Here is a 12,648-nt window from a genome sequence, read left to right on the forward strand (position 1 = left end):
GCCTACCTTTGTGGCGAGCGAGCAAGCTCGCTCGCCACAGGTTTCTCACTGACTCAAGAAGGTATTTTGCGGCAACCCCAGCAGGCCGGTCAGGGTGTTGATGATCGCTTGTTGCCGGGCGCGGTCTGTCTGGTGCACGGCTTCTGCGGCGGCGACATCGGCGTCGCAGTGGGGGCAGGTCACTTCGTGGGCATGGATGTATTGCAAACAGCCACGACACAGCGCCAGCTGCGGTGGAATACGTCCCTCGTCCGGCGATTTCTGGCCCTGGTTTGCCCACGCCAGTTTGATCACCTGGCCGCTGTCGCTGACGCTGCTGACCTTCTCGCCGGTATCGATGCGTTCGGTAATCAGGTCAAAGCGCCCGACGGCGAAAGAGGTCTTGGCCGCGTCTTCGAGTTTGACGATGCGCTCGCGCAGCCCGCGCTTTTGCAGGTCCAGAGCGCGGTAATGGCAGTAGGGGTTGTTACCGGGTTTGCCGAGCAGGGAGTGCGACGTCCAGGTGCAGCCGCCACGGCAAACGTCGTTGTAGTAACAGCTTCGGCAGTAACCCCACAGGTCTTCGACGCCGCGCAGGCGGCCAAAGTGCATGCCTTCGCTGTAGTGCCAGATATCGTGCAGGCTCATGGTGCGCACGTTGCCGCCGGAAAACCCCACCGTTGCCAATGACGGGCAGCCCTTTACGGTGCCGTCGGCTTCCAGCGCCAGTACGGTCTGGCCGGCGGCGCAGCCGCTCCAGTGCACGCGTTCATCACCGAAACCACGCCACATGTGTTCGTAAGGGCCGTAGTAACCAATGTTGTTGCCCACGTTCATCAGCAGGCCGCGATCGACACCTTCGCGGTAGAGTCGCGCCAGCAACGGCATTACTTCCAGCAGTTGCCAGGGCTGCAACAACAGCTCCGGGTGATCGACGGCATTGCCCATGGCGACCGTCAACTGGATCTGCCAGTGAGTGGCGCCGAGGTTGATGATCAGGTCCATCAGCTCGGGCAAATCGGGCAACGTGGCCGCGCCGATCTGGGTGTTGACGCTCACCGCAAGCCCAGCCTGTTTGGCGCGTCGCAGGGTGTCCACCGCCTTCTCGAATGAGCCCGGCACATTGCGCACTGCATCGTGCAGCGGAGCCAGCCCATCCAGCGAAACGCCGACGCCATTGAGCCCGGCATCCACCGCTGCCTGCATTTTCGCGGGCGTCAGGTTGCGTCCACCGGTTTGTATGGCGCAATACATGCCGTGATCGTGGATGGCCTGGATCAGTTGCGTCCAGTCCTTGCGCAAATAGGCTTCACCGCCAATCAATGTGATCTCGCGGGTGCCGAGGGCTGCCAGGGAATCGATGACGTCCAGGCATTCCCGGGTGTTCAATTCATCGGGGCGTCTGTGGCCGGCGCGTGAGCCGCAATGCAGGCATTTGAGATCGCAGGCCAGGGTGATTTCCCAGACCACATGCACCGGCACGTAGCGTTTGAGGTCGGTTTCATTGAGGTAGCGGGCAGGGCGACTGTCTGACATGGGAAATCCTTGCGCACCAACGCGTGCGCGGCACGAATCCATCGAAGTGTTCGCGCCTTCCTTGGGTCAATGGCGCGACTGGATTTACCTTTTGTTGTTGAGCTCGGGCATTGGCCAATCCCGAGTGCAATCTGTAGCAGCTGCTACAGCCAAACGCAGCAGCTGCTACGGCCGAACTCAGCCTTCAGGTTAGCGGGCCTCCAGGCGAGCGATTTCGGCGTTCAACTGGTCCAGCGCATTGCGCAGGGCACCGCTGTGGGCCAGTTGCTGTTCACCTTGGCTGACCACGGCCTTCAGTTGCGCCAGGTCACCGCTGGCTTGCGCTTGCTGCACCGCAACGGCGTAGAGCGGTACCGCGTGGTGCGGATGCTCAGGGCGCACAATAACGGGCGCCTGGGTGACGGCTGCGTGTCTTACGGTAGTCCAGTGGTCTTGATCGAAGTACTTGTAGTCGGCAAAACCGCTGGACCAATCGGCACCTAAAATGCCCCTTAGGTCGAAGGTCTGGGCGATCTGGCTGTAAGGGCCGCTTGGGCTGCCATCCAGGGAGAGGAGGATATGGCTTTCCGCCTCGGGGATCAGTTTGGCCTCGGAGTAACTACCCCATACACGAGCACGGAAGTTGAGTGGAGGATAGGTACTTTGATAAATGCTGGCCACACCGCTGACTTTCTTGTTTACGGTATCTACCAGCAAATCCAGGGTTAAAACCGGTGCGCCCAGTAAGTGATTGCTGACGTTCAGGCGGGTGTGAAAAAGTCCGATTGACATGGTGCTACTCCCTTATTTGTATTCAAGACAAGTCGGGCACGTTTCGGGCGGGTCAGCGGCGTTCCTGCCGGTTGATTTCACCCTTGGCCGTTTCGAGCGCACTTTGCAGTTGGGGTTGCTGATCCAGTTGTTGCTGGGCCAGGCGCGCCAGGTTTTTCATCTGGGCCAGGTCACCGCTGGCAATGGCACTTTGAATGGGTGCGGCGTACAGCGGCATGATCGGTGGATACGCCGGAATGACCGGACCGGGCTCCAAAGGCGCTGATTTATAAGCGTTGGAGGGCACCGATTCGACGAGATGGGCGGGAGCAGTGACCTTGACCCACCGCTGACCATTGAAGTACTCGTAATTGGCGACGCCTTCTTTCCAGTCGCTACCGACCACCAGATGCAACTTGAAATTCACGATGGAGTTCGAACCCTGACCGCCATTATTGCCTTGAGCGGTGATCAGTATCTTGCTGACACCGGGCTTCATGACCGTCAGGTAGGTGTATTCGCCCCAGACATCGGAGTGCACATCCAGCGGCGGGTTGGTGGCCTGAGTAATTGCGGCAGTGCCGCTTACCGTTTGCTCAGGGGTAAAGACCAAAAGATTAAGTGCCAGACTTTGTGCGCCCGGTGCCGAAGTACCAATTCGGTAGCAGAGCGGGAACAAGCCGACAGATTGCTGAGTAGAACCAGACATGGTTATTGCCTCCATTGCAATAAGGGGAGCGGAAACAGCGATTAACGCTTTTCCAGGCGTGCGACTTCCTTAGCCAATTGCTCGTAAGCGGTAGTTAGCTCTTTGTTTTCTGGTATGGATGCATCGCGTTGTTTCAATAGCGTCTTCATTTGCGGCAGGTCGCCGGTCTTGATTGCGCTTTGGATGGCCACCCCATAGGGGGGCATGCTATGGCGGGGTGAACTGCTCATAACGATTCCTTCCGTGGTATTTACGGGCACTGCTCACATCAGCAGTTTTTGCAGTTAAGCAGGCATCGATAATTATGCAATGGTCAAAAGTGGCGTAATGCCTGTAAATTTTTCAAGACTGTTTTATTAATAGCAATGAGTTAGGCATTTGATTGTTTGATATTAAGATTGGCGATGAAGAATGGCGTGCTTAATTATTTTCTAATAAGCAGCAAATGTCTTTATCGCGATTAATCAAACCAGATATCGACGAAACCAGGTTGCGAGTACGGCAGTGGCGTCGATCAATGCCCGCCCACCACCAGATGGCTGAACGGCGCCACATAGGCCTGCAACGTCACCAGCCCGCCGACCAGAATCGCCAGCACCACGGAGTGGAAAAACACATAACGCAGGATTTCCCCTTCATGGCCGTACCAGCGAGTGGCGGTGGACGCCACCACGATCGACTGGGCATCGACCATCTTGCCCATGACCCCGCCGGAACTGTTGGCCGCAGCCATCAGCACCGGGCTCAGGCCCAGTTGTTCGGAGGTTACCCGTTGCAAGCCGCCGAACAGTACGTTGGAGGCGGTGTCCGAGCCGGTCAGGGCTACGCCGAGCCAGCCGAGCAGGGTGCCGAACATAGGGTAGAAAATGCCCGTGGCGGCGAAGGCCAGGCCCATGGTGGCGTCGAGGCCCGAGTAGCGGGTCAGGAAGCCCAGGGCGAGCATCGCCACAATGGTGATGAGCGAATAACGCACCACCCACAGCGTTCGCAAATAATGGTGCGCCAGTTGCGGGATGGAATAGCCCATCAGCAGGCCGCCGAGAATGGCCGCCAGCAAGATGCCGCTGCCGGTGCTGGTGAACCAGGTGAACTTGTAGATCGCGTCCTCGGTTTTGGGCACGGGCACCACGGGCGGAACCTTCTCGATTTGTTGGTGAATGGTGGTGAAGGTCACGGTCGGGGCAAAGATCGGGTTAGCCTCGCGCATTGGCTTGCCCTGAGGATCCAGCTTGGCCGAGTGGGTTTGCGGATCCATGGCCGGGCGGGTATCGAACAGGTTTTTGAAGCTTTGAGTGCCCCAGGCAAAGACGAAGACGGTGAGAATGATCCACGGCATCCATGCACGCATCACCGCGGGTTTTGCGTCGCTGGCGAAGGTCGCGCTGGGTTTCTCGTTCGGGTCCGCCTCCACCCTGGAGTTGTCGGTCCGGCCTGACAAGGCGGCGGAAGTATGCACAGTAGCCGGCCTCCAGACCCGGAGGAAACCGGTCAGGCAGGCCATGGAAATCAGCGCGGCGATCACGTCCACCAGCATCGGCCCGTGGAAGTTGGACACGAGAAACTGCGGTACGGCGAAGCTGACGCCGGCAACCAGGATCGCCGGCCAGATTTCCAGCATCTTGCGCCAGCCGGCGAAGGCCCAGATCAGCCAGAACGGCACGATCACCGAGAAAAACGGCAGTTGCCGGCCGACCATCATCGACAATTCCATTTCATCCAGCCCGGTCACTTTGGCCAAGGTGATGATCGGCGTGCCCAGAGCGCCGAACGCCACGGGCGCGGTATTGGCGATCAACGCCAGGCCTGAGGCGGCCAGGGGCGAGAAGCCCAGCCCGATCAGAATCGCCCCGGTCACCGCCACGGGGGTGCCAAAGCCGGCGGCGCCTTCGAAGAAAGCCCCGAAGCAGAAGGCAATCAGCAGCAGTTGCAGGCGTCGATCGTCAGTGATGCGCGCCAGGGAATCCTGCAGCACCTTGAACGAGCCGTTTTCGGTGGTCAGCCGATGCAGAAAAATGATGTTGAGCACGATCCAGCCGATCGGCAACAGACCGTTGGCGGCGCCAAAAAGCGCGGCCGAGCCCGCCATGTTCGCTGGCATGCCGAAGGCGAAAATCGCGATCAGCAAGGCCGAGCCCAAGGCCAACAACGCCGCCAGATGCGCCTTGACGTGGAAAAACGCCAGGGAAACCAGCATCACCACCACCGGCACCGCTGCCATGAGGGTGGATAGCACCGGGTTGCTGAAGGGATCGTAGATTTGCTGCCAGACCATGTTCCACCTCTGCTTTTTATTGTTGATAGCGCAGACCCCCGTTTGGGGGGAAGGTGGCTTGAGTATAGGTGGCATTATGCTGCTGGCTTGGCGGGGCCAGCCGTTCAGGTTTCGAGGCCGCCCCCGAGGCGTGCGCTCCTTTCGACCATCGCCACGATCGTTGCGAAAAGTTCGTCTTGTGCCTGCACTGGCGTGATCTCGCCAGTCGCGGCGGCGTGGGACAGCGCCTCGGCTGCACCGAGCATCGCCCGAAGACTCGCTGGCGCGATTACACCCGTTCCGGCGTAGGGGAGGAGGGCGTTGCGGCACTTGTCCATGAAGATCGCTTCGTACTCGCGCTTGATCTTTTCCAGCTCGGGCGAGCTGGTCAGCGCAGCGATCACGCCGGGTATCTCGCGGCCCTGGAGAAGGACGCAATCAACATATGAAGACGCGATGACCGTTGCCTTGCTGGCCAGCGTCGGTTCACTGGTTTGAAGCGCGGCGTCCATGAGCGCGGTCTGACGCGCGTCGAACTCCTGATAAAGCGCCGCCAGCAACCCGGGGCGGGTGGTGAAATGATCGTAAACCACCGGTTTGGTCACCCCCGCCTGTTCGGCGAGCCGGCCCAGGGTCAAGGCTTCCGTGCCTTCCTCTCGAACCAGCTGCCAAGCGACATCCAGCAACTGGCGCTGGCGCTCTTCCCGTGACATTCGACGGCGCGGTTGCGGGTTGGAATCCTGCTCAGGTGTTTCGGTGCTTGACATGCTTATGTACCAAAAGTAGCTTACTGATCGTAACTTACCAAGAGTATATAAGGCTCGTCTCTGGCCCTCAATCACTCATTCCGTAGCAGGAGTTTCGACATGCACGCACTCATTGTTGTAGCTCACCATGATCTACAGTCGCTCACCCATAGCCTCGCCAGGCAGATCGGCGAAGGTGTATCCGCAGCTGATTCCGACAACTCTTTCGAGATCGCGGACCTTTGGGCGCAAGGATTCGATCCGAGGTTCGGCGCGGCCGATCTCGCCGTCCATCATCGGGAAGCACCGCCTCCCGCCGATGTGGCCGCCGAGCAGGCGAGAATCGATGGCGCCGATGCGCTGGTGCTGGTGTATCCGGTTTATTGGTGGTCAATGCCGGCGCTGCTCAAAGGCTGGATCGATCGGGTGTTCGCCAATGGCTGGGCATTCGATTTCAGTGCGGATGCCAAGTTGGAGAAGAAGCTTCGCCACCTGCGGGTTCACCTTGTGGGTGTCGGCGGCGCAGATGCGGGAACCTATGCGCGCCACGGTTATGCCGACGCCATGAAGACGCAGATCGACCATGGAATCTTCGATTATTGCGGTGCCAGCGTTGTGACGTCCGAGCTGTTGCTCGACTCGGAAATCCAGGAGCCGACGGTTCATCTGGAGGTTGCGCGGGTGATTGGTCGTGATCTTTTCGGTGCATCCAGGCGCAGCGACGCGGCTCAGGATATTCACCTTTGCCGACCGGTCAGCGCCGACGCTTTTTGACAGACAAAAAAAGAGCCTCAAAGCTCTTTGATGGGGAGGAAGTAGAGCCCAGAGGCTCAAGATGCGCATGAAACAAGTGGTGAGCTTATTGGGGTTCAGTTCACTCACCACCTACGCAACGGCTTTAAACCTCCAACCGCTGCGTACAATCATCGTAGAAAGACAGGGGGGCGGGCTCAAGTACCATTAGTCTAATCCCCCCGGCCAACCGGCCTGACGCAAGGCTTTTAGCAGGGCGCCGGCGTCCAGTCCTTGCACCGTATGGCCATTGCCTTCGGTGGTGTTCGCGGCCAGCAGGGCGTTGATGATGGCTTCTTCCACGGCTTCGGTGGCCGCCAGGAACAGTTCGCTGATGTGATCGTTGTTGACCATGCTCAGGTTGTCGCAGGTGGGGGCGGCTTTGCCTTCATAGGCGGCCGGCGGCACGTGCCGGTTAGCGGTGGCGAAGGCCACGAAAATGTCGCCGCTGTGGTCTTCGTTGCCGCCACCGGTGCGGGCCAGGCCGAGGCTGGCACGTTGTGCGAGGCGCGTGCATTGGTGCGGCAAAAGCGGTGCATCGGTGGCCAGGCAGACGACGATGGAGCCCATGCCCGGATGCGGCAGCGAGGCTTTGAGGAAGGGCGAATCGGCCTTCTCCATATAACGCCCCACCGGGTAACCGTCGACGCGCAGTTCATCGCGTATGCCGTGGTTGGCCTGGACAATGGCACCTACGGTCCAGCCTCCTTGAGCGGCATTCAATCGTCGCGATGCGGTGCCGATCCCGCCCTTGAATTCATGACAGATCATCCCGCTACCGCCGCCAACCGCGCCTTCGATGACCGGGCCGCCGACGGCTGAGCGCTGGGCTTCGGCGACATGTTCAGGGCGTACGTGAAAGCCGTTGATGTCGTTGAGCAAGCCGTCGAACGTTTCCAATACGACGGGCATGTTCCAGTAGAGGCGCCCGTCATCGGGGTGGTCCTGGCGATCCAGAGCAATCAACGCATCGCGCACCACGCCCAGGCTGTGGGTGTTGGTGAAGGCGATCGGGCTGGTCAGCAGACCGGCCTCGCGAATCCACTCAAGCCCCGTGGCATCGCCGTTGCCGTTGAGCACATGGACGCCGGCGAAGCACGGCTGTTGATTGGTGGAACCGGCACGCGGCTCGATCAGTGTGATGCCGGTGTGGATGTCGCGGCCGCTGGCGGTTCGCCCTCGCACGTTGCTGTGGCCGACCCGTACGCCGGGCACATCGGTGATGGCGTTGAGGGGGCCGGGTTGCAGTTGGCCGAACTGAATGTTCAGGTCGCGGGCACGTGGTTTCATTGTTTCTCTCATCTTCAATTCGTTTAAAAAATGGCGGCCTATCGACCGTTCCAGTAGCAGCTGTCGAACGCCGCGTTCGGCTGTAGCAGCTGTCGAGCCTGCGAGGCTGCGTTCGGCTGCGCAGCAGTCGTAAAACCAGAACTCGCGGTGCGTCAGGCCGACCGCGCCAGCCTGATTCACGACGGCTTCGCCGCCGAACGCAGCCTCGCGCTGCTCGACAGCTGCTACAAAAAATGCGTTGCGGTTGAGATCGCGGGCATCAGGTTTACTGACCGTTCTTCACCATGCTCCAGACACGAGTGCGTACGCGCTCGGTCGCTTTCGGCAGGGGTTCGAGGGTGAACAGCTTGGCCATGGCCTCGGCCGGTGGGTAAACGGCAGGGTTGTTGCGGGTCTTCTCGGCTACCAGGCGGGTCGCGTTGCGGTTGCCGTTGGGGTAGGACAGGTGATCGGTGACCGGGGCGATGACTTCGGGGCGCATCAGGTAGTCGATGAACGCCAGGCCTTGCTGCGGATGCGGCGCGTCCTTGAGCAGCACTAACGTGTCGAACCAGACCGGCGCCCCTTCCTTCGGCAGGCTGTAGGCGATCTTCACGCCATTGCCCGCCTGTTCGGCATTGGTCTTGGCTTCCAGCATCGCGCCGGACCAACCCACCGCCACGCAAATGTTGCCGTTGGCCAGGTCGCTGATGAATTTGGACGAGTTGAAGTAGGCAATGTGCGGGCGCAACTTGAGCAGCAGCGCCAGGACTTTCTTGTAGTCCTCGGGGTCGGTGCTGTTGGGCGGCAGGCCCAGGTAATGCAGCGCGACCGGCAGCATCTCCGACGGCGAGTCGAGCATCGCTACGCCGCACCCGCCGAGCTTGGCCAGGTTCGCCTCGTTGAACACCAACTCCCAGGAGTCCACCGGCGCCTTGTCGCCCAACGCGGCGCGGACCTTGTCGACGTTGTAGCCAATGCCGTTGGTGCCCCACAGATACGGCACAGCGTACTGGTTACCCGGATCGTTGTTGGCCAGTTTCGCCAGCAGCCCGGTGTCCATGTTTTTGTAGTCAGGCATTTGCGCGCGGGGCAGTGGGGCAAGAGCCCCGGCCTTGATCAGCGTCGGCAGGCTGAAGTTGCTGGCCACCACCACGTCGTAGCCACTGCGGCTGGTCAGCAGTTTGCCTTCCAGGACTTCGGCGCTGTCGAAGGTGTCGTAAACCGGCTGGATTCCCGTGTCGCGCTTGAAATCCTGCAGGGTGTTGGGACCTATGTAGTCATACCAGTTGTAGACGTGCACGGTGGGGGCATCGGCGGCGACCGCCGAAAGCGAAGCGCACAAACAGGCGCCCAGGCCCAGGTTGATATGCGAGCGATGACCACTCATGATGCGGCACTCCTGGCCTGCTGCAGGCCGGTGATGTTCAGGTGCTTGCAGCGTATCGGCAGGCGGGATACTCACCCATTCCCATCATGGGTTACTCGAAAGGGGTAGGGCGTGGACGCGTTGCTGAAAGAGTTGCCGGTGCACCAAGGGCTGGCGCGGGTATTCGCGGCGTTGGGTCAGGACGGGTTCTGGCGGGCGCTGGTGGATACGCTGCGGCTGCTGGTGCCGCTGGATAACGCGCTGGTCGCGGTGATGCGAGCGGGGCGGGTGCCACGGCTGCTGATTGATTTCGACTCCAGCGGCGGTGCCGACGAGCATGAGGAACTGGCGCATTACAGCGCCGGCATGTACTTGCTCGATCCGTTCTACCAAGCCGCTTGTGCCGGTATTGACGATGGCTTGCACAGCCTGGCCGCTGTGGCCCCGGACCAGTTTCAGCAGAGTGAGTACTACCTGAGCTACTTCCGTTCGGTGGTGGGTAGCGACGAGTTGCAGTTCATGGTTAACGTCGACGCTGCGGTACTCGGTTTATCGTTGGGACGCTCGACGGCGTTCACCCTTGAGGAGCAGGGCCGTCTGCTCTGCGTGCGCGACTGGGTGCTGGCGGCCATGCGCCGCCATCTGCAACTGATGCCCCCGCAAGGGCCGACCGCCGAGGTCGTGGCCGGCGATCTGGCGACCCTGCTGGATCGTTTCGACGCGCGTTTATCGGTGCGCGAAGTCGAGACGGCCCGGCTGATTCTTCAGGGTTTTTCCAGTAAAGCCATCGCCCAGCAATTGGGTATTTCCCCGGAAACGGTGAAGGTGCATCGGCGCAATCTCTATCACAAGCTCAATGTGAACGGGCATGGCGAGTTGTTTGCGCTGGTATTGCAGCCGCGTTGATACCTTGTGGGGCTGGGTGACTCAGTCTTGCAGCTTGAACACCAAGGCCTTCAATCCGCACTCTACATCGGCATCGGGAAATTCCGGTGGATTGTCCAGGCGTTGTTCGAAGTGCAGGCTCGGCGCTTCGCGGGTGACGCCATCGATGAGGAAATCGCCACCAAAGGCCGGATCGTTCATGCAAGCCAGCACCGTGCCCTGTGGGCTGAGCAGTTCCGGCAGACGACGCAGCACGCGCTGATAATCCTTGGTCAGCAAAAAGCTGCCTTTCTGAAAGGACGGTGGGTCGATGATCACCAGGTCGTAAGGGCCATTGTTGATGACCTTGCCCCAGGACTTGAACAGGTCGTGGCCGAGAAAACTCACCTTGCCCAGGTCATGGCCGTTGAGCCGGTGATTGTCGCGACCACGGCTCAGGGCCGCGCGGGACATGTCCAGGTTGACCACATGCGCAGCGCCTCCGGCAATGGCAGCCACCGAAAATCCGCAGGTATAGGCAAACAGATTCAATACGCGCTTGCCCTGCGCATTGGCCCGCACCCAATCGCGGCCGTAGCGCATGTCGAGGAACAGGCCGGTGTTCTGTTTGCGGCCCAGGTCCACTCGATATTGCAGGCCGCCCTCGGTGATTGTCATCTCGTCGATCGGCTCCCCGAGCAGCCATTCGGTGGTGCTTTCCTGCAGGTACCGATGTTGCAGCAGCAAGGTGTGCGCGCCGCAGGCCTGCCACGTCGGTGACTGGGTGATCTCCATCAGCCGCTGCTTCAAGGCTTCCAGCTGCGAGGCCTCTGGCTCCTTGAACACGCAAACCAGCACCACGCCCTGCAGCCAGTCGACGGTCAATTGCTCCAGCCCTGGCCAGCAACGGCCACGACCGTGGAACAGCCGACGGGTTTCTGCAGGCGCGGCCGCAAGCGCAGTCAGCAAATGGTCATGGAGGACGGAAAGGGCGTCTGGGTTCATCGGGCAAGGTCGGCAATAGGGAGGGGCGGCATTTTAACCACAATTATGCGCTGACAAACGGTCGTGTTTGTCGGCCTGGACAGAGAATGTCCAACAGAGCTGTATCAAAAATGAATTTCCGCGAAGTCCGCTGCTCATACCTGATAAGCAGGGGAGATAAGCTCGCGATCATTTATGTAATCAGGGAGAGGCACAGTCATGAGTCCAGTATCGACGGGCGAACATTTGTCTGACGGTTTGATTCTTGTGGTTGAGGATGACCCGTTGATCCTGGAGTTTCTTTGCGAAATTCTTCAGGAGGAAGGTTTTACAGTTGAACCCAAGGTCAGCGCGGACGCCGCGTCGCAGTTTCTGGAGCAGCATGCGCCGCAGGTGGGACTGTTGCTGACGGACATCACCATGCCGGGCAAGCTCAATGGCGCCGACCTGGCCAACCAGTTCGGCGACCGTTGGCCAGACAAGCCGATCATGATCATGTCTGGCTTCGAAACCCCGAAAAGCTCCGGGGTCAAGCATACGGTCGCGTTTATCAAGAAGCCCTGGGCCGTGGGGCAATTGCTGGACTGTGTGGAAGGGGCCTTGAAATCCAAATCCGCTGGTTGAACCGTCATTGCGGCATGCGCCCTCAATTTGCTCGCAGATGCTACATTGCCCGGCAAACCTGCCAGGCCCTTGCGAGAGGAAGCTCCCTTTGTCAGTTCAAGCATCCGTGTTCAACAGGTCATACCGCGCCTTTTTGTTTGATATGGACGGAACGGTACTCAACTCCATCGCCGCCGCCGAGCGTATCTGGACGGCCTGGGCCGTCCGCCATGGCGTCGATGTCGAGAGTTTTTTGCCGACGATCCACGGCGTTCGCGCCATCGATACCATCAACCGTCTGGCCTTGCCCGGGGTGGACGCCGACGCTGAAGCGGCGTGGATCACCGAGGCGGAAATCGAGGATGTGGAGGGGATTGTCGAGGTGTCCGGCGCGGCGAATTTCCTCAAGTCGCTCCCTGCCAACCAATGGGCCATCGTCACCTCCGCGCCGCGGGCGCTGGCCCTGCGCCGAATGGCGGCGGCAGGTATTCCCGAACCTGATGTGATGGTCACCGCCGAAGACGTCAGCGCCGGCAAACCCGACCCTGCGGGTTATCGGCTGGCCGCGCGCCGGCTGCAAGTCGATCCGGCCGAGTGCCTGATCTTCGAAGACGCTGCCGTGGGGATTCGCGCAGGCGAAGCGGCGGGTGCCCATGTCATGGTCATCACCGCGACGCACGTCCATCCACTCCAGACCCCGCACACGACTCTGGCCGGGTATGACGCGGTCGAGGCACGAGTGGATCTCGACAGTCAAATCAGCCTGTACACACGCTGATGTGGGAGGGCTTTCAGT

Annotated in this window: 13 protein-coding genes; 4 read left to right on the plus strand and 9 right to left on the minus strand. The window is 60.3% G+C overall.

Annotated features, from left to right (window positions below; all coding sequences use genetic code 11):
• Positions 1-45: 45 nt before the first annotated feature.
• The 6 genes from ACZ9BB_RS06030 to ACZ9BB_RS06055 form a co-directional block, all read right to left on the minus strand.
• Positions 46-1,515: a GDL motif peptide-associated radical SAM/SPASM maturase gene (locus ACZ9BB_RS06030; protein ID WP_476212958.1), complete on the minus strand. Its 1,470-nt coding sequence runs from the start codon at positions 1,513-1,515 to the stop codon at positions 46-48.
• A gap of 189 nt (positions 1,516-1,704) precedes the next feature.
• Positions 1,705-2,286 (minus strand): DUF1842 domain-containing protein, encoded by a 582-nt coding sequence (locus ACZ9BB_RS06035; protein ID WP_476212959.1) that lies wholly within the window; start codon positions 2,284-2,286, stop codon positions 1,705-1,707.
• Positions 2,287-2,338: 52 nt separating this feature from the next.
• A complete protein-coding gene (locus ACZ9BB_RS06040; RefSeq protein ID WP_476212960.1) occupies positions 2,339-2,974 on the minus strand; it encodes a DUF1842 domain-containing protein in 636 nt (211 codons plus the stop codon).
• A gap of 41 nt (positions 2,975-3,015) precedes the next feature.
• Positions 3,016-3,204, minus strand: a complete 189-nt coding sequence (locus ACZ9BB_RS06045) for a DUF1843 domain-containing protein (RefSeq protein WP_476212961.1) — start codon at positions 3,202-3,204, stop codon at positions 3,016-3,018.
• A gap of 284 nt (positions 3,205-3,488) precedes the next feature.
• Positions 3,489-5,246, minus strand: coding sequence for an L-lactate permease (locus tag ACZ9BB_RS06050; protein ID WP_476212962.1), 1,758 nt, complete (start codon positions 5,244-5,246; stop codon positions 3,489-3,491).
• A gap of 104 nt (positions 5,247-5,350) precedes the next feature.
• Positions 5,351-5,992 carry a TetR/AcrR family transcriptional regulator gene (locus ACZ9BB_RS06055; protein ID WP_476212963.1) on the minus strand — a complete coding sequence of 214 codons (642 nt, stop codon included), beginning with the start codon at positions 5,990-5,992 and terminating at the stop codon, positions 5,351-5,353.
• A gap of 99 nt (positions 5,993-6,091) precedes the next feature.
• Between ACZ9BB_RS06055 and ACZ9BB_RS06060 the strand changes: the two genes are divergently transcribed.
• Entirely contained in the window at positions 6,092-6,745 is a 654-nt protein-coding gene (locus tag ACZ9BB_RS06060) for an NAD(P)H-dependent oxidoreductase (protein ID WP_008070720.1), read from the plus strand.
• Positions 6,746-6,931: 186 nt separating this feature from the next.
• Here ACZ9BB_RS06060 and ACZ9BB_RS06065 read toward each other — a convergent pair whose 3' ends face one another.
• Together ACZ9BB_RS06065 and ACZ9BB_RS06070 are read right to left on the minus strand one after the other, a co-directional pair.
• A complete protein-coding gene (locus ACZ9BB_RS06065; RefSeq protein ID WP_476212964.1) occupies positions 6,932-8,053 on the minus strand; it encodes a DmpA family aminopeptidase in 1,122 nt (373 codons plus the stop codon).
• 265 nt (positions 8,054-8,318) lie between these two features.
• On the minus strand, positions 8,319-9,422 hold the full coding sequence (locus ACZ9BB_RS06070; protein WP_476212965.1) for an extracellular solute-binding protein: 1,104 nt from the start codon (positions 9,420-9,422) through the stop codon (positions 8,319-8,321).
• Between the two features lie 111 nt (positions 9,423-9,533).
• Between ACZ9BB_RS06070 and ACZ9BB_RS06075 the strand changes: the two genes are divergently transcribed.
• Positions 9,534-10,307 (plus strand): helix-turn-helix transcriptional regulator, encoded by a 774-nt coding sequence (locus ACZ9BB_RS06075; RefSeq protein ID WP_476212966.1) that lies wholly within the window; start codon positions 9,534-9,536, stop codon positions 10,305-10,307.
• A 21-nt stretch (positions 10,308-10,328) separates the two neighbouring features.
• On the opposite strand, the gene ACZ9BB_RS06080 is transcribed toward ACZ9BB_RS06075, so the two are convergent.
• Entirely contained in the window at positions 10,329-11,270 is a 942-nt protein-coding gene (locus ACZ9BB_RS06080; protein WP_476212967.1) for a class I SAM-dependent methyltransferase, read from the minus strand.
• Between the two features lie 198 nt (positions 11,271-11,468).
• Between ACZ9BB_RS06080 and ACZ9BB_RS06085 the strand changes: the two genes are divergently transcribed.
• Positions 11,469-11,873, plus strand: a complete 405-nt coding sequence (locus ACZ9BB_RS06085) for a response regulator (protein ID WP_476212968.1) — start codon at positions 11,469-11,471, stop codon at positions 11,871-11,873.
• 88 nt (positions 11,874-11,961) lie between these two features.
• Positions 11,962-12,630, plus strand: coding sequence for an HAD-IA family hydrolase (locus tag ACZ9BB_RS06090; protein ID WP_476212969.1), 669 nt, complete (start codon positions 11,962-11,964; stop codon positions 12,628-12,630).
• The last annotated feature ends 18 nt before the right edge of the window (positions 12,631-12,648 follow it).

Source organism: Pseudomonas sp. TE3552 (genome assembly GCF_056278945.1).

Coding starts and splice junctions, on each gene's coding strand:
- ACZ9BB_RS06030 (WP_476212958.1), bottom strand. CDS start 1,515: ATGTCAGACAGTCGCCCTGCCCGCTACCTCAATGAAACCGACCTCAAA.
- ACZ9BB_RS06035 (WP_476212959.1), bottom strand. CDS start 2,286: ATGTCAATCGGACTTTTTCACACCCGCCTGAACGTCAGCAATCACTTA.
- ACZ9BB_RS06040 (WP_476212960.1), bottom strand. CDS start 2,974: ATGTCTGGTTCTACTCAGCAATCTGTCGGCTTGTTCCCGCTCTGCTAC.
- ACZ9BB_RS06045 (WP_476212961.1), bottom strand. CDS start 3,204: ATGAGCAGTTCACCCCGCCATAGCATGCCCCCCTATGGGGTGGCCATC.
- ACZ9BB_RS06050 (WP_476212962.1), bottom strand. CDS start 5,246: ATGGTCTGGCAGCAAATCTACGATCCCTTCAGCAACCCGGTGCTATCC.
- ACZ9BB_RS06055 (WP_476212963.1), bottom strand. CDS start 5,992: ATGTCAAGCACCGAAACACCTGAGCAGGATTCCAACCCGCAACCGCGC.
- ACZ9BB_RS06060 (WP_008070720.1), top strand. CDS start 6,092: ATGCACGCACTCATTGTTGTAGCTCACCATGATCTACAGTCGCTCACC.
- ACZ9BB_RS06065 (WP_476212964.1), bottom strand. CDS start 8,053: ATGAAACCACGTGCCCGCGACCTGAACATTCAGTTCGGCCAACTGCAA.
- ACZ9BB_RS06070 (WP_476212965.1), bottom strand. CDS start 9,422: ATGAGTGGTCATCGCTCGCATATCAACCTGGGCCTGGGCGCCTGTTTG.
- ACZ9BB_RS06080 (WP_476212967.1), bottom strand. CDS start 11,270: ATGAACCCAGACGCCCTTTCCGTCCTCCATGACCATTTGCTGACTGCG.
- ACZ9BB_RS06085 (WP_476212968.1), top strand. CDS start 11,469: ATGAGTCCAGTATCGACGGGCGAACATTTGTCTGACGGTTTGATTCTT.